23 protein-coding genes and 2 pseudogenes are annotated in these 22663 nt (G+C 63.2%); 11 read left to right on the forward strand and 14 right to left on the reverse strand.

Features of this window, described 5'->3' with window-relative positions:
• Positions 1-7 precede the first annotated feature (7 nt).
• On the reverse strand, positions 8-928 hold the full coding sequence (gene gsiC, locus B0G83_RS14525) for a glutathione ABC transporter permease GsiC (protein ID WP_105508067.1): 921 nt from the start codon (positions 926-928) through the stop codon (positions 8-10).
• Here gsiC and B0G83_RS39130 point away from each other — a divergent pair.
• Positions 927-1049 (forward strand): hypothetical protein, encoded by a 123-nt coding sequence (locus B0G83_RS39130; protein ID WP_258167893.1) that lies wholly within the window; start codon positions 927-929, stop codon positions 1047-1049. The two genes, gsiC and B0G83_RS39130, sit on opposite strands and share 2 nt — an antisense overlap.
• On the opposite strand, the gene gsiB is transcribed toward B0G83_RS39130, so the two are convergent.
• The 5 genes and pseudogenes from gsiB to B0G83_RS14550 all read right to left on the reverse strand — a co-directional run bounded on the left by gsiB (position 1042) and on the right by B0G83_RS14550 (position 8166).
• Positions 1042-2604, reverse strand: coding sequence for a glutathione ABC transporter substrate-binding protein GsiB (gene gsiB, locus B0G83_RS14530; protein ID WP_105508068.1), 1563 nt, complete (start codon positions 2602-2604; stop codon positions 1042-1044). The genes B0G83_RS39130 and gsiB overlap by 8 nt on opposite strands.
• 86 nt (positions 2605-2690) lie before the next feature.
• The gene (locus B0G83_RS14535; RefSeq protein WP_105508069.1) at positions 2691-4613 is read right to left on the reverse strand and encodes a dipeptide ABC transporter ATP-binding protein; all 1923 of its coding nucleotides are present in this window, start codon (positions 4611-4613) and stop codon (positions 2691-2693) included.
• A gap of 94 nt (positions 4614-4707) precedes the next feature.
• On the reverse strand, positions 4708-5712 hold the full coding sequence (locus tag B0G83_RS14540) for an isoaspartyl peptidase/L-asparaginase family protein (RefSeq protein ID WP_105508070.1): 1005 nt from the start codon (positions 5710-5712) through the stop codon (positions 4708-4710).
• On the reverse strand, positions 5709-6737 hold the full coding sequence (locus tag B0G83_RS14545; protein ID WP_105508071.1) for a MurR/RpiR family transcriptional regulator: 1029 nt from the start codon (positions 6735-6737) through the stop codon (positions 5709-5711). Before B0G83_RS14545 ends, B0G83_RS14540 begins: the two co-directional genes overlap by 4 nt.
• 168 nt (positions 6738-6905) lie before the next feature.
• Positions 6906-8166, reverse strand: a pseudogene (locus B0G83_RS14550) (MFS transporter).
• A 95-nt stretch (positions 8167-8261) separates the two neighbouring features.
• Between B0G83_RS14550 and B0G83_RS14555 the strand changes: the two are divergent.
• Positions 8262-8972: a pseudouridine synthase gene (locus B0G83_RS14555; protein ID WP_105508072.1), complete on the forward strand. Its 711-nt coding sequence runs from the start codon at positions 8262-8264 to the stop codon at positions 8970-8972.
• 168 nt (positions 8973-9140) lie between these two features.
• Positions 9141-9329, forward strand: coding sequence for a hypothetical protein (locus B0G83_RS14560; RefSeq protein WP_105508073.1), 189 nt, complete (start codon positions 9141-9143; stop codon positions 9327-9329).
• A 26-nt stretch (positions 9330-9355) separates the two neighbouring features.
• On the opposite strand, the gene B0G83_RS14565 is transcribed toward B0G83_RS14560, so the two are convergent.
• Positions 9356-10414, reverse strand: coding sequence for an NAD-dependent epimerase/dehydratase family protein (locus B0G83_RS14565; RefSeq protein WP_105508074.1), 1059 nt, complete (start codon positions 10412-10414; stop codon positions 9356-9358).
• Between the two features lie 79 nt (positions 10415-10493).
• On the opposite strand from B0G83_RS14565, the gene B0G83_RS14570 reads away from it, so the two are divergent.
• The 3 genes from B0G83_RS14570 to B0G83_RS14580 all read left to right on the forward strand — a co-directional run bounded on the left by B0G83_RS14570 (position 10494) and on the right by B0G83_RS14580 (position 13615).
• Entirely contained in the window at positions 10494-11525 is a 1032-nt protein-coding gene (locus B0G83_RS14570; RefSeq protein WP_105508075.1) for a CDP-6-deoxy-delta-3,4-glucoseen reductase, read from the forward strand.
• Between the two features lie 416 nt (positions 11526-11941).
• Positions 11942-13126, forward strand: coding sequence for an acetylornithine transaminase (locus B0G83_RS14575; RefSeq protein WP_105508076.1), 1185 nt, complete (start codon positions 11942-11944; stop codon positions 13124-13126).
• Positions 13127-13144: 18 nt separating this feature from the next.
• Entirely contained in the window at positions 13145-13615 is a 471-nt protein-coding gene (locus tag B0G83_RS14580; RefSeq protein ID WP_105508077.1) for a GNAT family acetyltransferase, read from the forward strand.
• A 106-nt stretch (positions 13616-13721) separates the two neighbouring features.
• Here the strand turns inward: B0G83_RS14580 and B0G83_RS14585 are convergent, their stop codons facing one another.
• The 5 genes from B0G83_RS14585 to B0G83_RS14605 form a co-directional block, all read right to left on the reverse strand.
• Positions 13722-14426, reverse strand: coding sequence for an ABC transporter ATP-binding protein (locus B0G83_RS14585; protein ID WP_105508128.1), 705 nt, complete (start codon positions 14424-14426; stop codon positions 13722-13724).
• 17 nt (positions 14427-14443) lie between these two features.
• Positions 14444-15217 (reverse strand): ABC transporter ATP-binding protein, encoded by a 774-nt coding sequence (locus tag B0G83_RS14590; RefSeq protein ID WP_105508078.1) that lies wholly within the window; start codon positions 15215-15217, stop codon positions 14444-14446.
• Positions 15218-15234: 17 nt separating this feature from the next.
• Complete coding sequence (locus tag B0G83_RS14595; RefSeq protein WP_105508079.1) at positions 15235-16404, reverse strand: branched-chain amino acid ABC transporter permease; 1170 nt, start codon at positions 16402-16404, stop codon at positions 15235-15237.
• An 18-nt stretch (positions 16405-16422) separates the two neighbouring features.
• Positions 16423-17373 (reverse strand): branched-chain amino acid ABC transporter permease, encoded by a 951-nt coding sequence (locus tag B0G83_RS14600; protein WP_105508080.1) that lies wholly within the window; start codon positions 17371-17373, stop codon positions 16423-16425.
• Between the two features lie 229 nt (positions 17374-17602).
• Complete coding sequence (locus tag B0G83_RS14605) at positions 17603-18802, reverse strand: branched-chain amino acid ABC transporter substrate-binding protein (RefSeq protein WP_105508081.1); 1200 nt, start codon at positions 18800-18802, stop codon at positions 17603-17605.
• A gap of 98 nt (positions 18803-18900) precedes the next feature.
• Here B0G83_RS14605 and B0G83_RS38630 point away from each other — a divergent pair, with 98 nt between their 5' ends.
• Positions 18901-19266 (forward strand): hypothetical protein, encoded by a 366-nt coding sequence (locus B0G83_RS38630; protein ID WP_181156865.1) that lies wholly within the window; start codon positions 18901-18903, stop codon positions 19264-19266.
• 75 nt (positions 19267-19341) lie between these two features.
• Here B0G83_RS38630 and ispH read toward each other — a convergent pair whose 3' ends face one another.
• The gene (ispH, locus tag B0G83_RS14610) at positions 19342-20301 is read right to left on the reverse strand and encodes a 4-hydroxy-3-methylbut-2-enyl diphosphate reductase (RefSeq protein WP_105508082.1); all 960 of its coding nucleotides are present in this window, start codon (positions 20299-20301) and stop codon (positions 19342-19344) included.
• Positions 20302-20303: 2 nt separating this feature from the next.
• Complete coding sequence (locus B0G83_RS14615) at positions 20304-20759, reverse strand: peptidylprolyl isomerase (protein WP_105508083.1); 456 nt, start codon at positions 20757-20759, stop codon at positions 20304-20306.
• A gap of 200 nt (positions 20760-20959) precedes the next feature.
• Between B0G83_RS14615 and radC the strand changes: the two genes are divergently transcribed.
• The 4 genes and pseudogenes from radC to B0G83_RS14635 form a co-directional block, all read left to right on the forward strand.
• Entirely contained in the window at positions 20960-21724 is a 765-nt protein-coding gene (gene radC / locus B0G83_RS14620; RefSeq protein WP_105508084.1) for a DNA repair protein RadC, read from the forward strand.
• A gap of 261 nt (positions 21725-21985) precedes the next feature.
• Positions 21986-22219: a 50S ribosomal protein L28 gene (gene rpmB, locus B0G83_RS14625; RefSeq protein WP_035548063.1), complete on the forward strand. Its 234-nt coding sequence runs from the start codon at positions 21986-21988 to the stop codon at positions 22217-22219.
• Between the two features lie 10 nt (positions 22220-22229).
• Positions 22230-22397 carry a 50S ribosomal protein L33 gene (rpmG, locus tag B0G83_RS14630; protein WP_006050116.1) on the forward strand — a complete coding sequence of 56 codons (168 nt, stop codon included), beginning with the start codon at positions 22230-22232 and terminating at the stop codon, positions 22395-22397.
• Between the two features lie 131 nt (positions 22398-22528).
• Positions 22529-22663, forward strand: a pseudogene (locus B0G83_RS14635) (IS3 family transposase); the annotation flags it as partial.

The following is a 22663-nucleotide window of genomic DNA, read 5'->3' on the forward strand; positions in this document are numbered from 1 at the left end:
GCGGGCCTCACTTGAAACGGATAGTCGGATTGATCACGGCGTACAACACGTCCACGATCAGATTGATGATGATGAATTCAAGCGAGAACAGCAGCACCTCAGCCTGAATCACCGGGTAATCGCGCATCGACACGGCATCCACCAGCAGGCGTCCGAGGCCAGGCCAGTTGAACACCACCTCGACCACGATCGAGCCGCCCAGCAGAAAGCCGAACTGCAGCCCCATCATCGTGATGACGGGAATCAGCGCGTTGCGCAGGCAGTGTTTGACGATCACGAGACGCTCGGGCACGCCCTTGGCGCGTGCGGTCCGCACGAAGTCTTCGTTCAGCACTTCGACGAACGAGGCCCGCGTGAAGCGCGCCATCACCGCCGCGACCGCCGCGCCGAGCGTCAGCGAAGGCAGCACGTAGCTCTGCCACGAACCGTCGCCGACCACCGGCAGCCAGCCGAGCTTCACCGAGAAAATTTCCATCAGCACCATGCCGAGCGCGAAGGCCGGAAACGAAATGCCCGACACCGCGAGCGTCATGCCGAGCCGGTCGGGCCAACGGTTGCGCCACACCGCCGACACGATGCCGATGCCCATGCCCAGCACGACCGCCCACACCATGCTGGCGAGCGTGAGCAGCAGCGTCGGCATGAAGCGTTCACCGATTTCCTCGCTCACCGGCCGCTTGCTGCGCGTCGAGATGCCGAAGTCGCCGTGCGCGATCTTCACGAAGAAGTTGACGAACTGCTGCGGCATCGGCCTGTCGAGACCGAGATCGGCGCGCACCAGCGCGACGGTCGCCTCGTCCGCTTCGGGACCGGCGGCGAGCCGCGCCGGGTCGCCCGGCAACAGATGCACGAACAGGAACACCAGCACGGCGACGATGAAGAGCGTCGGCAGCAGGCCAAAGAGACGTTTGACGAGGAAGTTCAGCATGAAACCCAATCCGGCAATGATGCGGGTAACGAATGATCCGGTGCTTCAGATCGGCGGCGACCGTTGCGGCTGCCACGCGTTCACGGAACGCGCGGCAGCACACGGTCAGCCGATCACTTGATCGCGATCTCGTCGAAGTTGAACGAGCCGTCCGGCGCTACGTACGCACCCGACAGACGTTTGCTGCGCGCGTACACGACCTTTTCCTTGACGAGGAAGATCCACGGCGCGTCGGCCCAGATGCGTTTTTGCGCGTCGGTGTAGAGCGCGGCCTTCTGCGTGCGGTCGGTGGTTTCGAGCGCCTGCTTCAGATCGTTGTCGACCGCGTCGTTCTTGTAGTACGCGGTGTTGACCATCTTCGGCGGGAACGACACGGAGCCCAGCAGCGGCGTGATCGCCCAGTCGGCCTCACCCGTCGACGACGACCAGCCCGCGTAGTACATGCGCACCGGCGCGGTGGCGGCGTCCTGCGCGCTTTCCACCTTGGCAACGCGCTGACCGGCTTCGAGTGCTTCGACCTGCGCCTTGATGCCCACTTGCGCGAGTTGCTGCTGCACGAACTGGATCACCTTCTGTGCGGTCGAGTAGTTATACGCGGACCACAGCGTGGTTTCGAAACCGTTCGGATACCCCGCTTCCTTCAGCAACTCACGCGCCTTCGCCGGATCGTACGGCCACGGCCCGAGCTTCACCGCGTAATCGACGCCTTGCGGCACCACGCCGTCGGCGGGCGTCGCGTAACCGGCGAACGCGACCTTGGTGAGCGCGTCCTTGTTGACCGCGTAGTTCAGCGCCTCACGCACCTTCGGATTGTCGAACGGCTTCTGGTTCATGTTCAGGCTGATATAGCGCTGAATGATCGACGGCGACGCGATCAGATCGACCTTCGGGCTCGACTGCAATTGCGCGGCCTGTTCGAACGGCACCTGGAACGCGAAGTCCGCTTCGCCGGTGCGCATCAGCGCGGCGCGCGTGTTGTTGTCGACCACCGGCTTCCAGTCGATCGCGTCGACCTTCGGATAGCCCTTCTTCCAGTAACCCGCGAACTTCTTCACCGTCAGGTCGCCCGCCGGATCCCACTTGACCAGTTCGAACGGCCCCGTGCCCACCGGATGAAACGCGATGTCCTTGCCGTACTTCTTCAGCGCGTCGGGCGAAATCATCACCGCCGACGGATGCGCCAGCACGTTGACGAAAGCCGAGAACGGCGCCTTCAGCGTGATCTTCACGGTGTACGGATCGACCACCTCGGTCTTCTCGATACGGCTGAACATGTTGTAGCGCTTGAGCTTGTTGGCCGGATCGGTCACGCGGTCGAAGTTCGCTTTCACCGCCGCGGCGTTGAAGTCGGTGCCGTCCTGGAACTTCACGCCGTGGCGCAGCTTGAACGTATAAACCTTCGCATCCGGACTGGCTTCATAGCTGTCCGCCAGCACGTTGACCAGCTTCATGTCCTTGTCGAAACCGAACAACCCTTGATAGAACGACTTCGCGACGGCTTGCGACAGCGTGTCGTTCGCATCGTACGGATCGAGCGTCGTGAAGGTCGACGCGACGGCCATCACGGCCGTCGTCTCGGCATGCGCCACATTGCCCGCGAGCATCGCGAACACCACCGCGCCGCCGCTGACCAGCGCGCGCAAACGAAACGGAGAAGACGGGACCAGCAGGTTCATGAGGTTGCTCCAGGCTGCGAAATGAAAACGGGTTGAGGGGCTGCGAGAGGAAACGTTTTTGCGTGAGGTTGTCGGTTTGGTACGCGCTAGTACGCGCCGCCAACGCGATGCTGCGCGACGAAATGGTCCGGGCCGACCGCCACCAGCGGCGCGACCCTCGGTTCGTCGTTCAGCGCGCGGATCGGGCTTGGGATTTCGTCGGCGGCGAGCATGCGTTTGGCGTGACGGCGCGCGGGATCGGCGACCGGCACCGCGCCCATCAGCTTCTTCGTGTACGGATGCTGCGGCGCTTCGAACACCGCGCGGCGCGGACCGATTTCGACGATCTGGCCGAGATACATCACCGCGACGCGATGGCTGACGCGCTCGACCACGGCCATGTCGTGCGAAATGAACAGATAGGCCACGCCGAGTTCGCGTTGCAGATCGAGCATCAGGTTGACGATTTGCGCCTGCACCGACACGTCGAGCGCGGAGACGGATTCGTCGGCGATCACGACTTTGGGGTTCAACGCCAGTGCGCGGGCAATCGCAATCCGCTGCCGCTGCCCACCGGAGAATTCGTGCGGATAGCGGCGCGCGGCTTCGGCCGGCAAACCGACCTTGTCGAGCAGCCACGCAACCCGCGCCTGCGCTTCGGCGCCCTGCGCGACGCCGTGCACGAGCAGCGGCTCCATGATCGAGAAGCCGACCGTCAAACGCGGATTCAACGACGCGAACGGGTCCTGGAAAATAAACTGGATATCGCGGCGCAGCGCCTGCAACGCGGGCCCCGACAGCGAACTGATTTCCTTGCCGGCGAATTCGATCGAACCGCTCTGACTGTCGACCAGACGCAGCAGCGAGCGACCCGTGGTCGATTTCCCGCAACCCGATTCGCCAACCAGCGCGAGCGTTTCGCCCGGACGCAGATCGAAGCTGACTTTTTCGACCGCATGGACGCGGCCCGTGAGCCGGCCGAACACGCCGGTCTTGACCGGAAAACGCGTGACCAGATCGCGCACGCGCAGAATCGGTGGCGTGCTGTCCCGCACCGGGGGCTGCGCTTCGTCGGCGACGGCGGCCGCGGCGCGCACCGCTTGCTCGGCGCCGCTCAGGCTCGCCTGTTCGACGGTCAGAATCGGAAACCTGGCGGGCCGATCGGTGCCTTGCATCGCGCCCAGGCGCGGCACGGCGGCGAGCAACGCCTTCGTATAAGGATGCGACGGCGCGGCGAAAATCGTCTCGGAGACGCCCTCTTCCACCTTCTCGCCGCGATACATCACCAGCACGCGGTCGGCCACTTCGGCGACCACGCCCATGTCGTGCGTGATAAAGATCACGCCCATGTTCATCTCGTCCTGCAAGCCGCGAATCAGTTGCAGAATCTGCGCCTGGATCGTCACGTCGAGCGCGGTGGTCGGTTCGTCGGCAATCAGCAATGCGGGCTTGCACGACAGCGCCATCGCGATCATCACGCGCTGGCGCATGCCGCCCGACAACTGGTGCGGATAACGCGCCGCCACCCGCCGCGCTTCCGGAATTCGCACGAGATCGAGCAGACGCAGCGTTTCGGCGTGCGCGGCGGAACGGCTCTTGCCCTGATGCAACGCGATCGCTTCGCCGATCTGATCGCCGACCGTGAAGACCGGATTGAGCGAGGTCATCGGCTCCTGAAAGATCATCGCGATGTCGGCGCCGCGAATCGAACGCATCGTGCCGGACGACGCTTTCGCGAGGTCGAGCACGCTGCCGTCGCGGCGCCGGAAGGCGATGCTGCCGCCGGCAAGGCGCCCACCGCCATGCTCGATCAGCCGCATCAACGCGAGCGAAGTCACCGATTTGCCGGAACCCGATTCGCCGACGATCGCCAGCGTTTCGCCGCGCTCGACTGTCAGCGACAGATTGCGCACCGCGTTGAAGGCCTGCTCGCCGCGGCGAAACGCGACCGACAGATCGTCGACCGCGAGCACGCGTTGCGGCGGCAAGGTTTCGATAAGCGGACGGGCGGTGTGCAATGAAGTCGGCACGGTGGTTCCTTTGAATTCGAACGCGACTAGCCAGAACGCAAGCGCGGCTGCGCGAGCGTTCGACCCATGATTCAGTAAGATCCGGCGAGGCCTGTTAGCGGTAGATTGCCGTCACCGGCGTTTCGCCGAGACGCGCGAAGCCGCGATACATGCCTTCGGTGTTGAACGGCAGCGTGATGTTGCCGCGCGCGTCGACGGCGATCAGACCGCCGCGACCGTCGATCTTCGGCAAGCGGTTCATCACCACGTCGCGAGCGGCTTCCTCCAGCGACACATTGCGATAGGCCATTTGCGCGGCAACGTCGTAGGCCGCGACCATGCGCATGAACATTTCGCCGGAGCCGGTCGTGGAGACCGCGCAGGTGGCATCGTCTGCATAGCAGCCCGCGCCAATCAGCGGCGTGTCGCCGACCCGGCCCACCTGCTTGTTGGTGACGCCGCCCGTCGAGGTCGCCGCCGCTATGTGGCCGCGCCGATCGAGCGCGACCGCGCCGACCGTGCCGAACTTGCGATTCGGGTCGATGGGTTCGTGCGGCGTGGGGTCGTCGTTGCTGCCGTCATGCTCCGCCGACGGCGTGGCGGCAAGCGACGCACCATCATGATCGAGCATCGCGCGGTGCTGATCGCGCGCGAGCAGCCATTGACGATGCCGCGCTTCGGTATGGAAATACTCCGGCTCGGCAAATTCGAGTCCCTGCGCGGCGGCGAACGCTTCCGCGCCTTCGCCGGTGAACAGCACGTGCTCGCTGCGTTCCAGCACCTTGCGCGCCGCCAGGATCGGATTGCGCACGCGCTTCACGCAGCAGATCGCGCCGGCTTCGAGCGTACTGCCGTCCATGATGGCGGCGTCCATTTCGTGCGTGCCGGCCGCCGTGTACACCGCGCCGCGGCCCGCGTTGAACAGGGGGCAATCTTCGAGCAGGCGCACCGCTTCGCTCACCGCGTCGAGCGCACTGCCGCCGTCCGCCAGCACGCGCTGGCCGGCGCTCAGCACCGCGTGCAACGCGGCGTGGTAATCGGCTTCGGCGCTGGCCGACATCGAGGCGCGCAGGATCGTCCCGGCGCCGCCATGAATGGCAATGACTGCGTTGGAGTTCATCGTTTGGCTTGGGTCCGGCTGGAGGTTCGGGTGGATCGGGGCGCGGCCGTAACGCCGGGTTTGTCAGGTTTGCCGGCAGCGCTCGCGCTACGGTTGACCGCGCGCGCGGGCCGCTCGTTCGGGCCGGCGCTCTCGGCGTGCGGATTGACCAGCCACGGCAGCACGAATTCGCTGACTTCGGCGGCGGCCTTGACCGAGCGTTTCGCCCGGTACGCGACCGCGTCGCACAGCGCTTCGATCACGGCGAGCACGGCGGAATCGGCATTCGCCGCGAGCCGCCGGTCGGCGCGAATGTAGAGCGAGAGGTCCGCGAATTGCGCGAGCGGCGAACGCGGACTGTCGGTCAGCGCGAGTATGCGGGCGCCACGGCTTGCGGCGCGGCGCGCGAGTTCGATCGTGTCTTCGACGTAACGCGGAAACGCGAGGCCGATCACCAGATCGTCCTCGTTGGAGGCGAACAGACGCCGGGCGGCATGCGACGGGCCGCCCATCAGCGCGAGCGACTGCACGTTGTCGTGATACGGCATCAGGCCGTGCTCCATCAGCCCGGCGAGGAACGCGCTGGCGCCATAGCCGAGCACGAACACGCGACGGGCCGCGATGATCGCTTCGACGGCGGCTTCGGCCGCGTTCTTGTCGATCGCCGTGCGGGTGGCGTGCAGATTATTGGCCGCCTGTTCGAGCGAGGCGTCGAGCACATCGTCGCCGGCCGCGAGCGATTCCTGCGCGCTACGCAAACGCTCGACCGGCGCGAGCGTCGCCTCGAAGCCGCGTACCAGCGCGTCGCGAAACTGCGGATAACCGTCGAAGCCGAGCGCGCGTGCGAAGCGATTCGCCGTCGCCACCGACGCGCCCACCACGCTCGCCAGTTCGTCGATCCGCATGGTGGCCGCGCGAAACAGATTGGCCAGCACGTAGTCGCCCATTCGCCGGTGGATCGGCGTGAGCGTCGGCATCGCGGCGGCGATGCGCGCCGCGATTGCCTGCTCGGCGAGATTGGGGGCAACGGACGGTTGTTGAATCATGCGAGCGGGTTGGCTGAGCCGATGCCGTAATGAAAATGAATGAAAGTATATTTACATAGAATTCACGTAGAAAAAAATTCATTTTCATTTCCGAGGGTTTCTCCGGATGATGCGTGTTGAATTGACGCATCTCCGCCTGGCATGAAGCGACCGGATGAAAACCTGTTTTCAGCAAGCGGCGGCACCCTCTTCGGGAATGCGCTCGAGCCGCGCCGCCGGCGACATGAAGATAATCAGCGCCTGCACGACAAACGCCGCCGCGGCCGCGACGAGGCAAGCGTCCATGCCCCAGCGCGCGCTGATCGCCGCGCCGAGCAACGCGCCCAGCGGACGCGCGCCGTAGGTGGCGGTGCTGTTGAGCGCCGACACGCGGCCCATCATCCGTTCGGGGGTGATCGCCTGGCGCAGCGTGGTCGAGCCGACCACCCATAGAATCGGCCCCGCGCCGACCAGGAAGAAGGCTCAGCATGGCCAGCCAGAACGACGGCGCGACGAGCGTCGCCACCATCACGAGCGACGCGAGCAGGCCGCACGACGGCCCGATGACCAGCACGCGCCCAAAGGCGAGACGCCGCGCGATGGCCGGCGCGGCCAGCGCGCCGCACACCATGCCGACGCCGTAGGCCCCGAGCGTCACGCCGACCATCGACGCGCTCAGCCCCAAACGATGCACCGCGTACGGCACATACACCGCTTGCAGGATGAAGAAACCGAGGTTGAAAAACACGGCGGTCGCGAGCATCGGACGCAACAGCGCATCGCGCAGCACGAAGCGCGTACCGTCACGCAATTCCAGCAGGAAATGGCGCTGCGGCACGGCCGCGCGCGGCGGTTCGCGCAGTCCCGCCAGCAACGCGACGGCCAGCGCCGAGAGACCGGCGGCGCAGCCATACGCCCAACCCGCGCCGATCCAGCCGACCAGCAAACCGCCCAGCGCGGGTCCCGCCGAATACGCGACGCTGCGGGCGAGTTCGAGCCGGCCATTGGCGCCGGCGAACGCCTCGCGTGGCACCAGCGCGGGCACCAGCGACGGCGCCGCGACGTTGTAGGCCACGGTGCCGGTCGCGGCCACGAAGCCGAGCGCGGCGAGTAGCGGCAGGCTCAACGCATGCGTCGACACCAGCAATAGCACGCACAGCATCGCGATGACACGCACGCTTTCGGCGAGCGTCATCAACAGCCGGCGCGAGCGGCGATCGGCCCAGACGCCGAGCGGGATCGACAGCAGCAGGAACGGCAGCGTCTGCGCGGTTTGCAGCAGGCCGGTGTCGCGCGCGTCGGCGCCGAGCATGAACACCGCGACGAGCGGCGCGGCGGCGAGGCTGATCTGTTCGGCGGACTGCGCGACCAGGTTCGACCAGGCGAGCCGCTGGAACGCAGCGGGCAAGCGGGATCGGAGCGTGGCGGAAGAAGAGGAAGCGGCGGGCATCGATGCACTCCTTGGACTCGGTGATGAAGAGTCCATCGTCGTCTTGCTCGCGCCATGGGGCGCTCCGCTTCTTGCGGTGTTATTCTTCGCTCGCCATGAATCTCGAAAGCATTCTCTTCACTCAAGGTTTCGGCTCGCGCCGCCAATGCCGCGCGCTGATCGGCGACGCGCGCGTAAGCATCGAAGGCGCCGTCAGCACCGATGCCGACGCCGATTTCCCCGTTACCGGCAACGCGTTCCACTTCAGCGTGGACGGCGTCGTCTGGCCGTATCGCGAGCACGCCTATCTGCTGCTGAACAAGCCGGCCGGCTACGAATGTTCGCGCGACCCGCAACATCATTTGAGCGTATTCAGCCTGCTGCCGCCGCAGTTCGCCGAGCGCGGCGTGCAATGCGTGGGACGACTCGACCAGGATACGACCGGCCTGCTGCTGCTCTCCGACGACGGCAAGTTCGTGCATGGGTTCACGTCGCCGAAACGCAAGGTGCCGAAGGTGTATGTCGCGACCACGCGTCATCCGCTCGACGACGCGCAGCTGGGCGCGCTGCGCGACGGCGTGCTGTTGCACGGCGAGCCAGCACCGATCGCCGCAGTCGACGCCGTGGCCCGCGGCACGCACGCGCTCGCGCTCACGGTCATGGAAGGCAAGTACCACCAGGTCAAGCGGATGATTGCCGCCGCCGGCAACCGCTGCGAGGCGCTGCACCGCGAGCGGATCGGCGGACTCGCGCTGCCCGCGACGCTTGCGCCGGGCGCATGGCAATGGCTCGACGAAACTGACCTCGGATCTTTACGGAGCGGGTAAACCGGTAGCCGCGCATCAAGGCCTTGATGCTGCAAGAAAAAGCCTGTGCGCGGCCGCACACAGGCGATAGCGGGCGCGGTCCATGCGCTGCGCCGCAGCATGCTCTTCCTTACAGCCCGCCCTATACTCCTTTAAACAAAGACAACAAAGGGTTCAAGGAGGCGCGCCATGATGATCCACGACACTATCCGGATCTCGTCCGTGATGATTGCTTTTCTTTGCCTCGGACTGGTTCTGATCGGCGGACTACTGATCTCGATGCGGCTGCGGCATACCTATCATCCGAATCTGATCGGCGCATTGATCGGCGCGATGCTGTGTTTCCTGCTGCTGGAGGCATTGCCGGCGCTGACTTAGCGCCAGCTGATCCAAGGTTTGCGAGGTCACGCTTTCGTCGCGGCTTCGCGCAGAAAATCTTCCACGCTGGGGTAGCGTAATTGCACCCGCAACTCCGTCTTGAGCCGCCGGTTCATCAGCCGCCTCGATTCACGCATGAACGACAGCATGGTCGGCTCGATCGCCTGCTCGGCCTGCGCACGCGTGATACGCGGCGCACGCGCGACGCCGAATGCATCGGCCACCGCATCGAAGTACTCCCCCATTTTCAACGACGAGTCGTCCGACGCGTGGATCACGCGCGCCGGCCGGCCATGTGTGGTGAGCCGCACCAGGATCGCGGCGAGATCGTCGGCGTGAATATGGTTGGTGTAGACGTCGTCGGCATCGACCAGGGCCGGCGTGCGTTTTTCGAGTCGCGCGAGCGGCAGACGGTTGCCCGCATAGATGCCGGGAATCCGCGCGATGCTGGCGCGGACCGCGCCGCAAGCCGTCGCGCGCCGCACTTGCCGCTCGGCCGACACGCGACGTTTGGCGCGCGCGTTGGTTGCCTGCGTGACGCGCGTTTCGTCGATCCAGGCGCCGCCGCAGTCGCCGTAGACGCCCGTCGTGCTCGCATACACGAACCGGACCGGCGCACGCGAAGCGGCGGCACGGCCGACCTCGTCGGGTACAATATCCGCTGTCCCGGATCCGTTCCACAAGGCAAAGCCCGCCATACTGGCACGCGCGGCACCTTCGCGGCGCAGCCGTCCAACCGGCGCCACCGCAGGCGCCACCGCGGCGCGTAAAGCGCGGGCGCCACGAGCGCCGAGCGTGGCGAGCAAGGCGCGGGTACGCAGATCGTCGTCGCCGTTTTTTTGCGGCGGCGCAAGGTGTAGCACCGTCGGCGCGAGGCCCGCGAGCCGTTTCAGGCTGCGGCGCTGATCCAGATCGCCGACCAGCGGCGTGACGCCCGCGGCGCGCAATTCGGCGCAGCGCCCGGCGTGGCTGGTCAGTGCAAAGACGTGTGCACGTTGCTGCAGCAAGGGCACGCAGCGCATGCCGACATCGCCGCAACCTACGATCAACACACGCGGCCGGCGGAAGTTTCGTGTCGCTTTCATGGTGGACGCATTGTAGCCGTCAGCCGCGAAGGCGACGGGTCCGATAACGATTACCGACTTTTCGATTTCCCCACACTTTATGGCATTCAACGTCACGCTCCGGCAAAGCGGCCGGCAGTTTCAGGTAGAACAGGACGAACCGGTGCTGAGCGCCGCGTTGCGCCAGGGCATCGGCCTGCCGTACGGCTGTAAGAACGGCGCTTGCGGCTCGTGCAAGGGCGCCGTGCTCAGCGGCCAGGTCGAACAGCGCGCGCATTCGTCGTCGGCGTTGTCGAACGACGAAAAGACCCGCGGCATGGCGCTGTTGTGCTGTGCGACCGCTTGCTCCGATCTCGAAGTGGACATCCGCGAAGTAGCCGGTGTCGGCGACGTGCAGGTCAAGAAGCTGCCGTGCCGCGTCAGCGCGATCGAGCGCAAGGCCGACGACGTCGTCGTGCTGAAGCTGCAACTGCCCGCCAACGAACGTCTGCAATATCTGGCCGGCCAGTACCTCGAATTCATTCTGAAGGACGGCAAGCGCCGCAGCTATTCGATGGCGAGCGCGCCGCACACGGAAGGCCCGGTCGAACTGCATCTCCGTCACATGCCGGGCGGCGCATTCACCGATCACGTGTTCAACACACTGAAAGAGCGCGACATCCTGCGCTTCGAAGCACCGCTCGGCACGTTCTTCCTGCGTGAAGATTCCGACCGGCCCATCGTGCTGCTGGCCTCGGGTACGGGCTTCGCGCCGCTGAAGGCGATCGTCGAGCATGCGGTGTTCAAGAACCTGGATCGGCCCATGACGCTCTACTGGGGCGCACGCCGCAAGAAAGACCTGTATCTGCTCGAGCTGGCCGAGCAATGGGCGCGCGAGATTCCGAACTTCAAGTTCGTGCCGGTGTTGTCGGAGCCGGAGGCGGACGACGCGTGGACGGGCCGCGTCGGCTTCGTGCATCGCGCGGTGATCGAGGACTTGCCCGATCTGTCGGCGTACCAGGTCTATGCCTGCGGCGCACCGGTCATGGTCGAATCGGCGCAGCGCGATTTCACCCAGCATCACGGCCTGCCGCAAGACGAGTTCTATGCGGACTCGTTCACGAGCGCAGCGGATCTGGCAAACGCGGTTTGAAGAGCACGGTTTGAACAGCACGATTTAACGCGGCACGCGTAGCCCCGAACGGCGCGATTAACTAGCGATCGCGCCGTTCATCAAATCGAAACATGCCCGCTGGCAGACTCGTCAAGAATCCATCCGCGTGCATTTGTGCAAATTCATGGTTTACACCGGCGCTTTCCTTGTCGTATTCTTTCGCGCATGAACCGCATCCAGTCCGAACTCCGACGTCGCCGCTCGCCGCTCCCTTAGGGACGCCGCTGGCTTCGTCACGGATTCGCGCCACACACAGGCGCACGCAGTTCGAATCATGAAAGCCACGGCATGCCGTGGCTTTTTTGTTTTTGCCGTTCCGTCGTATCCCCGGCCGCTCTGTTGCGTATCCGGTCGATTTTCATCCCCCCTTCACCCGTTGTCTGGAGCCTGCCGTCATGAATTTCACTGAGTACCCGATCGAGTCGCTGATGTACATCACGAACCGGCCCGAAATCGTTTTCACGCACGGCAAGGGCTCGTGGCTCTACGACAATAACGGCAAGCGATATCTGGACTTCATCCAGGGCTGGGCGGTCAATAGCCTCGGGCACTGCAACGAAGGCATGATCGAAGCGCTGAACAAGCAGGCCAAGCTGCTGTTCAATCCGTCGCCGGCCTTCTACAACGAGCCGATGGCGCAACTCGCCGGCCTGCTCACGCAACACAGCTGCTTCGACAAGGTGTTCTTCACCAACAGCGGCGCCGAAGCCAATGAAGGCGCGATCAAGCTCGCACGCAAGTGGGGCAAGAAGTTCAAGGACGGCGCGTTCGAAATCATCACGTTCGACCACAGCTTCCACGGCCGTACGCTGGCCACCATGTCGGCCAGCGGCAAGCCTGGCTGGGACACGATCTACGCACCGCAAGTGCCGGGCTTTCCGAAGGCGGACCTGAACGACATCGCGTCGGTGGAAAAGCTCATCAACGCCAGGACCGTTGCCGTGATGCTCGAACCGATTCAGGGCGAAGGCGGCGTGATTCCGGCCACCGCCGAATTCATGAAGCAACTGCGCGCGCTGACCCAACAGCACAACCTGCTGCTGATCGTCGACGAAGTGCAAAGCGGTTGCGGGCGCGCCGGCACGTTGTTCGCGTACGAACTGTCGGGCATCGAGCCGGACATCATGACACTCGGCAAGGGCATCGGCGGCGGCGTGCCGCTCGCGGCGTTGCTGTCGAAGGCGGAAGTCGCCGTGTTCGAAGCCGGCGATCAAGGCGGCACCTATAACGGCAATCCGCTGATGACAGCGGTCGGGTATTCGGTGATCTCGCAACTGGTGGCGCCGGGCTTCCTTGAAGGCGTGCGCGCGCGCGGCGAATATCTGCGCACGAAGTTGCTGGAGTTGTCGGCGGAGCGCGGCTTCGAGGGCGAACGCGGTGAAGGCCTGCTGCGCGCGCTGCTGCTCGGCAAGGACATCGGCAACCAGATCGTCGAGAAAGCTCGCGTGATGCAGCCCGACGGTCTGCTGCTGAACGCGGCGCGCCCGAACCTGCTGCGCTTCATGCCGGCACTGAACGTGACGAACGAAGAGATCGATCAGATGATGACGATGCTGCGTTCGATTCTCGACACGCTGTAATCGTTCAGGAACCCACGTATGACGACGACCTCCACGCTATCGATCCGCCGCTTCGACGCGCGCGACACCGATGCCGTGGTCGCGCTGTGGCAAGAAGCCTTCCCCGAGTACCGGGACCTGACGAGGCCGCAGCGCAACCCGCATCTGTCGATCGCCAACAAGCTGGCGACGCAACCGGAACTGTTCTTCGTCGCGACACTCGACGAGCGCATCGTCGGCACGGTGATGGGCGGCTACGACGGTCACCGGGGCTGGCTCTATTCGCTGGCCGTCGACGAATCGCTGCGACGTCACGGGATCGGTACGCGGCTGGTCGCGCACGTCGAGCAGGTGCTGACGGGACTGGGTTGCCCGAAGCTGAATCTGCAGGTGTTGTCCGCGAAGACCGACATCCGCGAGTTTTACGAAGCGCTCGGGTATCGCGCCGACGCGGTGATCAGTTTGGGCAAGCGGCTGGGCGAACTCGCGGAGCCGGCGGCGACGACCTGAGACATCGCGTCTGAATAGAAAAAGGCTGCATGCGTTGCCGCATGCAGCCTTTTTTATCGGTCTCGTCCAGCTAAGCCGGATGATTCACCCAGCTCATTCGCCCAGCTCATTCACCCAGATAAGCCGCGCGCACCTTCGGATCGTCCAGCATCTGCTTCGCGTCGCCGGACATCGTCACCAGACCCGAGTCCATCACGTAGCCGCGATTCGCCGCCTGCAACGCCAGACGCGCATTCTGCTCGACCAGCAGCACGGTCATGCCTTCGGCCGAGATCGCCCGCACCACTTCGAAGATCTTCTCGACCATGATCGGCGACAGACCCATCGACGGTTCGTCCAGCAACAACAGCTTCGGCTTGCTGATGATCGCGCGCGCCATCGCCAGCATCTGCTGTTCGCCGCCGGAGAGCGTGCCCGCATACTGCGTGGCCCGTTCTTTCAGACGCGGGAAGAAGCCAAACATGCGATCCACGTCCGCCTTGATGCCGTCGGTGTCGGTACGCAGATAAGCCCCCATCTGCATGTTCTCGACGATCGACATGCGCGCGAAGATGCCACGGCCTTCCGGCACCATCGCCAGACCGCGCTTGAGCAACAGATGCGGCGGCACGCCCTTGATCGACTCGCCCATGTATTCGATGTCGCCGATCGTGTACGGCTTCAGACCCGTGATCGCCTTCATCGTCGTGGTCTTGCCCGCGCCGTTCGCGCCGATCAGCGTGACCAGTTCGCCCTGCTGGACTTCGAGGTCGATGCCCTTGACTGCCTGGATGCCGCCGTAATTGACCTGCAGGCCCTTGATTTTCAACATTGATTGTGTCGTGGACATCAGTGGACTCCCGCACCCAGATAAGCTTCGATCACCTTCGGATCCTTCTGCACGTCTGACGGCAGACCTTGCGCAATCACCTTGCCGTAGTCGAGCACCGTCATCTGGTTGCACAGACCCATCACGAGTTTCACGTCGTGTTCGATCAGCAGGATCGTCTTGCCGTCGCTGCGGATCTTGTCGAGCAGCTTGGTCAGCTCGACCTTTTCCGTCGCGTTCATGCCGGCCGCCGGTTCGTCCAGCGCGAGCAGCTTCGGATCGGTTGCCAGGGCACGGGCGATTTCCAGACGACGCTGGTGGCCGTACGACAGATTGCGCGACGTGTAGTCCGCGTACTGCGCAATGCCCACATACTCCAGCAGCTCGATCGCGCGTTCCTTGATCTCGCGCTCTTCCTTGCGTTCGGCCGGCGTCTGGAACACCGCGCCAAGCAGTCCGTGTTTGGTTCGCACGTGGCGGCCGACCATCACGTTTTCCAGCGCGGTCATGCCGCCGAACAGACGGATGTTCTGGAACGTCCGCGCAATCCCGGCCTTCGCCACCTGGTACACCGCGGTCGGCGTGTAGTTCTCGCCGTCGAGCTTGAACTCGCCCGAATCCGGCGTGTACAGGCCCGTGATCACGTTGAAGAAAGTCGTCTTGCCGGCGCCGTTCGGGCCGATCAAACCGTAAATCTGGCCGGACTTGATTTCAAGCCCGACGTCGGACAGCGCCTGCAAGCCGCCGAAGCGCTTGTTGACACCCTTCACCGACAGTCGAATGTTGTCGCTCATTTTTTTCTCTCCCCGGCTTAGGCGCGAACCGGCTTCTTGCCGCCACGCTTCGTCAGTTTCGCAATCTTGTCTTCATGCTTGGGCGAGGGCCACAAACCTTCCGAGCGATACAGCATGATCAGCACCATGGCGAGTGCGTAGACCAGCTGACGGATCACTTCCGTGTCGACGATTTCATGACCGAAGACCATGTTCTGCAGCGGACCCATGGTCGAGCGCAGGAATTCCGGCAGCACCGCGAGCAGCACCGCGCCGAGAATCACGCCCGGGATGTGGCCCATACCGCCCAGCACCACGCACGCCAGCACCACGATCGATTCCGGCAGCGTGAACGATTCCGGCGACACGAAGCCCTGGAACGAGCCGAACATCGCGCCCGACAGACCGCCGAACGACGCGCCCATCGCGAACGCCAGCAGCTTCACATTGCGGGTGTTGATGCCCATCGCCTTGGCGGCGATTTCGTCTTCACGGATCGCGGCCCATGCACGGCCGATGCGCGAGTGCTGCAAACGCGTACACACCCAGATCACCGCCAACGCCGCGACCACGAACAGGTAGTAGTACGAGTACACGGTGGGGAACTGGAAGCCGAACAGCGAGTGCGTTTGCGCGAGGCTGAAGTCGCCGAAGTGAACCGGGTCGATCGCCGTGATCCCCTTCGGGCCGTTGGTGATATTCACCGGGCGGTCGAGGTTGTTCAGGAAGATCCGCACGATTTCCCCGAAGCCCAACGTCACGATGGCGAGGTAGTCGCCGCGCAGACGCAGCGTCGGCGCACCGAGAATCACGCCGAAGAACGCGGCGACCGCCATCGCGCACGGCACGATCAGCAGGAACGGCACATGCAGCCCGTTCGGCGCGAGGTGCGCGATCCACTCGAACTGCGACGACAGATGCGGCGAACTCAGCAGCGCGGACGTGTAGGCGCCGACCGCGTAGAACGCGATGTAGCCCAAATCCAGCAGGCCGGCGAAGCCGACCACCACGTTGAGGCCGAGCGCGAGCATCACGTACAGCATCGCGAAGTCGAGCACGCGGACCCAGTAGTTGCCGCCGGCCGTGCCGATGATCATCGGCGCGGCGATCACGAAGATCGCGGTGATGATGCCGACCGTCAGCGTCTTGGTGCGGTTCTTTTCAGGGATGAGCGTCGTGGACGGCTCGATCGGTTGAATTGAGGTCATGTTTATTTACTCCCAGAATCAGGCGCGATCCGCAACGCGTTCGCCGAGCAGGCCCGACGGACGGAACACCAGCACAATGATCAGCACGATGAAAGCGAACACGTCCTGATAATTACTGCCGAACACACCACCGGTGAGGTTGCCGATATAGCCGGCGCCCAACTGCTCGATCAGGCCGAGGATCACCCCGCCCACCATCGCGCCGCCGAGATTGCCGATACCGCCCAGCACCGCCGCCGTAAAGGCCTTCAAACCGGGGATGAAACCCATGTAGAAGTGAGCGTTGCCGTATTCGGACGCGATCATCACGCCGGCCAGAGCGGCGAGCGCGGAGCCGATCATGAAGGTCGCCGAAATCACGAAGTTCGGGTTCACGCCCATCAGGCTGGCGTTGCCCGGATTCTCGGCGATGGCACGCATCGCGCGGCCGAGCTTGGTTTTGTGCACCAGCAGCAGCAGGCCGGCCATCACGAGGAAGGCCACCACGATGATGACGATTTCAGTCATCGAGATCACGGCGCCCGGCGTCGTATCGGTCGCCTTGATCACGTTGATCGGGTCGGTGGGCAACAGCTGCGGGAACGGCAGCGGGTTGCGCGACCAGATCATCATGGCCAGCGTCTGCAGCAGGATCGACACGCCGATCGCGGTGATCAGTGGGGCGAGACGCGGTGCTTTACGCAACGGCCGGTAGGCCACCCGCTCGATCGTGTAGCCGACGGCCGCGCACACAATAGCGGCGATGATCAGCGCGATGACGAGCGTCGGCACATTGCCGAGGCCGGGGAAGTGGTTCTGAAGCACGCCTATGGCTGAAAGCGCAACCATCGCGCCCACCATCAACACATCGCCGTGAGCGAAGTTGATGATGCCCAGGATGCCGTAAACCATCGTATAGCCCAGTGCGATGATGGCGTAAACGCTGCCAAGCACCAGCCCGTTGAGGACCTGCTGGATGAAGATATCCATTTAATGCTCCTTAGCCCGTGCGACTGGATTCGCGCTCTTCATCAGCCGGTGGGCGGTGATGCGTCACGGAATCTCAACGGCACTGCGGGTACTGATGTAAAAGACCGGTAAGGGTTATCCGCCGCCGGTTTGCCATGACGACCGGGATGCGGTCGCAGGCTCGCCTTGAGCGGATGCAAAAACGGCACCGTTGGGTGGTTTCGGTGCCGTCAGGCTGAACGTCCCGTCATCACATCTTCACGACGTCGAGAACCGCTTTCTTGCCGTCCTTGAAGTCGTAAAGCGTAATGGCGCTCTCTTTCAAATCACCCTTGTCGTCGAACGCGATGTGGCCGATTACCCCGTTGTAATCGGTGGACGGCATCGCAGCCAGCACCTTGGGCGCCTCGATCGAATTAGCGCGCTTCATTGCATCGACAATCACGTACACAGCGTCATACGTGAACGGTGCGTAAATCTGCACCGGTGTGTGGAAGCGGTCGACGTACTTCTTTTCGAAGTCCGCTCCCTTGTCCATCTTCGAAAGCGCGAGTCCCGCCTCCGAGCAGACCAGGTTTTGCACGGCGGATCCCGCCAGCTCCCCCACCTTGTCGGTACACACACCGTCGCCGCCAAGGATTTTTGCCCTGATACCGAGCGCCGCCGCCTGTTTGGTAAACGGCCCGCCCGTCGCGTCCATGCCGCCGAACATAATCACGTCCGGCTGAACACTCTTGATCTTTGTGAGGATGGCCCGGAAATCCGTGGCCCGGTCGTTCGTCGCTTCCCGCGCGACGATCTTCGCTCCGCTCGCCTGTACGGTCTTCGCGAATTCGTCCGCGAGCCCCTTACCGTAGGCGGTTGCATCGTCCACTACGGCGATGCGTTTGGCGCCCAACGCCTTCGTGGCGTAATCGGCGAGCGCCGGACCTTGTTGCGCGTCCGTGGCGACGACCCGATAGGTCGTCTTGAAACCCTGCTGCGTATAGGCCGGATTAGTCGACGACGGCGAGATCTGCACGATGCCCGCATCGTTATAGATCTTCGAAGCCGGAATCGACACCCCCGAATTCAGATGCCCGACCACCGCGACCACGTGGTCGTCGACCAGCTTCTGCGCGACGGCGGTGCCCGTTTTCGGGTCCGCTGCGTCGTCCTGCGCGTCGAGCTCCAACTGGATCTTGTGGCCGTCGATCGTCAAACCCTGTGTGTCGATTTCCTCGACCGCCAGACGCGCGCCGTTCTCGTTGTCTTTGCCCAGATGCGCAATGCCGCCCGTCAATGGGGCCGCATGACCGATTTTCACGACCGTCGCTTCAGTTGCCGGTGCCGCTGCCGTCACGGCCGCCGACGCACCTGCTCCCGCCTCGCCATCCTGTTTCTTGCCGCACGCGGTCAGCATCGCAACCGCGGCCGCGATGGACACGGCGTAAGCAAATTTGACTCGCATTAAGTAGGTCTCCTGCGCCTTGCAAAATCTCGTGTTCGGGACCCGGAGGCCTTGAGAACGCGCGCATTGTAACTCCAATTTTGCGACGGGCAATATTGTTGAACCGGCAGGGTTTTCCTGCATTGCAACCTTATTTTGAGAGCAAAATTCACCAAAAGGCGCAACCCGGTTGCGACTATTTTTCGTGCATCAGTTGCACCAGCGTCGCACCCCGTGGCATCAAGTGTTGCCGCGAATTGGCCCAAGCCCCGATTGCAGCGCGTTTCGCGTTAAGTATTACGTTTCTATCGATATCGACGATCACGCACTATTTTAGTGCGTCAAAAATCGACGCAAGCGCTTTTACCGAAAATAAACGGGGCCGCATCAATGAAGAGGAGTTTAAAAACCAGATCGAATTTCAAAAGATTTTGTGCGCAAGGACACTAAAACCGGGTGCCACACATGATCTGGCACTTTATTAATTCTGGGATTGCCCGATCGATGGACATAAAAAAAGCGCACCCTCGGGTGCGCTTCCTTTCATGGTCAGCTAATTGTCAGGCTGGCAGACCCAGCCCGCGCGGCAGCGGAAACGCGATATTTTCCTCGATGCCTTCGAGCGCACGCACGTTGCGCACACCCAGTTCGCGCAAGCGGGCAATCACCGCCTGAGCCAGCACCTCCGGCGCCGAGGCGCCCGCCGTCACGCCGATACGGCGCTTGCCCTCGACCCAGACCGGATCGATCTGATCGGGCGAATCCACCATATAGGCCGGCACGCCGAGCTTTTCAGCCAGTTCGCGCAAGCGGTTGGAGTTCGAACTATTCGGGCTGCCGACCACAATCACGACGTCGCACTGCGGCGCCATGAACTTGACCGCATCCTGGCGGTTTTGCGTGGCGTAGCAGATATCCTGCTTCTTCGGCTCACGGATAGACGGAAATTTGGTCTTCAGCGCGCGGATGATCTCGGCGGCGTCGTCGACCGACAGCGTGGTTTGCGTGACGAACGCGATCCGCTCCGGATCGGCCAGCTGCAAGGCCTGCACGTCTTCGATATCTTCGACGAGGTGCATGCCCTCGCCCGCCTGGCCCATGGTGCCCTCGACTTCAGGATGCCCCTTGTGGCCAATCATGATGATGTCGAAACCGTCCTGGCGCATTTTCGCCACTTCGATATGCACCTTGGTCACAAGCGGACAGGTGGCGTCGTAGACCCGCAGTCCGCGCGACTCGGCTTCGGAACGCACGGCTTTCGACACGCCGTGCGCGCTGAAGATCACCGTATTGCCGGCTGGCACCTCTTCCAGCCGCTCGATGAAAATCGCGCCCTTCTTGCGCAGATCTTCAACGACATAGGCGTTGTGGACAATTTCGTGACGCACGTAGATCGGCGAGCCGTGCAGCTTGATGGCCCGCTCGACGATCTCGATCGCCCGATCGACGCCGGCACAGAACCCGCGCGGCTGCGCCAGCAGGATCTCGGTTTCGGCAAGAGTCGTATCCGTGATGCTCATGTTTACAAAATCCCGATGATTTTCACTTCAAACGCCAGCGCCTGGCCGGCAAGCGGGTGGTTGAAATCGAACAGAGCCGAGGTTTCGCCGACCTCCTTCAGGACGCCGGCGTAGCGGCCGCCACCCGGCGCGTTAAATTCGACCAGATCACCGGGGGAAAAATCCTCGCCGATCATGCTGTTTTCCCGCAGCGTGGCCAGCGACACGCGCTGGATCAACTCCGGGTTGCGGGGACCGAACGCCTGACCGGGCATTAGCTGAAAGGTCGAATGGTGGCCCACCTTCAAACCCAGCAAAATATCTTCCAGCGGCGGCGCCAGTTGACCGGCGCCGAGCAGCAGCGTGGCCGGCTTCTCGGTGAAGGTGTTGATGACTTCGGCGCCATCGGCAAGGGAAAGCCGGTAATGAAGCGTCACGTGTGAACCGGGTTTCACTTCGGAAATGTCGATGATGCTCATGCAATGCTCGCTCAGTCGAAGCGCGCTGCACGCGGGCGCCGCGGGCGCAGTCGACGCCGCGGTACGCGTGTGGCAGACCGTCGGGGGTGCCGTGCGCAAAGCGCCTATTGTAAGCCACATAGCCTGCGCTGGCTTGGCCGCATCGCAGGGCTTGGCCGCATCGGCGTCGCCCCCGAACCGAACAGGAGGACCCTCTATATATGAACGATTACGCCAGCATGATCGACGAAACATCCTCGCCAGCCGCGTTCCTGGCGCCGTCCGCACGCGGCAAACGGCCGCGCTCGCGGCTCGTCGGCGGCAAGTGGTTGAAGCAGGACATGCCGCGAGAGCGCTTGATCGACCATGGACCCGGTGTGTTGTCGGACACCGAGATGATCGTACTGGTGCTGGGTTCGGGCTTGCCGGGCCACGACGTGTTCAGCGTCGCGCGCGCGTTGCTGGAGCGCTTCGGCTCGCTACGCGCGATGCTCGACGCAACCTACTCGGACTTCGAGGGTGTCCGCGGCATCGGACCGGCGAAAATCGCCCAGTTACTGGCCATCATGGAAATGGCGCGCCGCTCGCTGGTCGCCCGCATGCGCGAGCGTTCGCTAATGAACTCGCCCGAAGCCGTGGAGAACTTCCTGCGCCTGCAGATCGGCTCCCTCCAACAGGAAGTGTTCATGTCGCTCTATCTCGACGCCCGGCATCGGTTGATCCAGTGCGAGAAAAGCGCCCAGGGCACGCTCACGCGGATGGCGGTGTATCCGCGCGAAATCGCCCGGCGCGCGCTAACTTTGAATGCAGCCAGCCTGATCGTCGCGCATAATCACCCCTCCGGCGTCGTCGAGCCGAGCGCGAGCGATTGCCGCCTGACGCGCACACTGCGCGACACCCTCGCGCTGATCGACGTGCAACTGGTCGATCATCTGGTGATCGGCACCGACAAGGTTTACTCCTTCGCCCGCGCCGGCTGGCCGTGACAGGGCTTGAGTCCCAGCCGAATCCGCCCCGAACCTGGACCGCACGGGCGTTACGCGGAGTCAGGCATCGCAAATAAGGTTTGATTTTGCGGCTTTTTTTCCGCTATAATTCCGGTTTGCCTATTTCCAACCCCCTGTTCCGAAGCCACCAAGGCGTTCCGGAAAGGACCAAGCGCCTCTAGTTTCATAACTTAAGCGTGGCTCTTTTCGGGAAACTTTCACGGCGTTCGAACTCAGAATTAGCGTATTAGGAGTGCTCTCATGGCACGCGTATGCCAAGTAACTGGGAAAGCGCCGATGAGCGGCAACAACGTTTCCCACGCGAACAACAAAACCAAGCGCCGGTTCCTGCCGAACCTGCAAAACCGCCGTATTTGGGTGGAAAGCGAAAACCGTTGGGTGCGTCTGCGCGTTTCGAACGCCGGCCTGCGCCTGATCGACAAGAACGGTATTGACGCTGTGCTCGCAGATCTGCGCGCACGCGGCCAAGCCTAAGGAGTAAATCATGGCTAAAGGCGCACGCGACAAGATCAAGTTGGAATCGACCGCAGGCACGGGTCATTTCTACACGACCACGAAGAACAAACGCAACATGCCGGAAAAGATGCTGATCAAGAAATTTGATCCGGTCGTCCGTAAGCACGTTGACTACAAAGAAACCAAGATTAAATAAATTTTGGTTTCCGCCTGACGAAGGCAAAGACAGGCGCAAAAAGCCTCGCATTCATGCGAGGCTTTTTTGTTTTCTGTGACCCGTCCTGAAATAAGTTGACACCTGATCCTGCGGGAAGAAGGAGAGTCAAATTGGAAACGGGTTCGAAGCGAACGCAGCGTGATTACACGCTGGCTTTTAAACTGTCGGTGGTCGAGCAGGTAGAAAAAGGCGAACTGAGCTACAAGGATGCCCAGCGTCGTTACGGGATACAGGGACGTTCGACC

Origin of the sequence: Paraburkholderia sp. BL21I4N1 (genome assembly GCF_002973525.1) — a bacterium.
Taxonomy (GTDB): domain Bacteria; phylum Pseudomonadota; class Gammaproteobacteria; order Burkholderiales; family Burkholderiaceae; genus Paraburkholderia.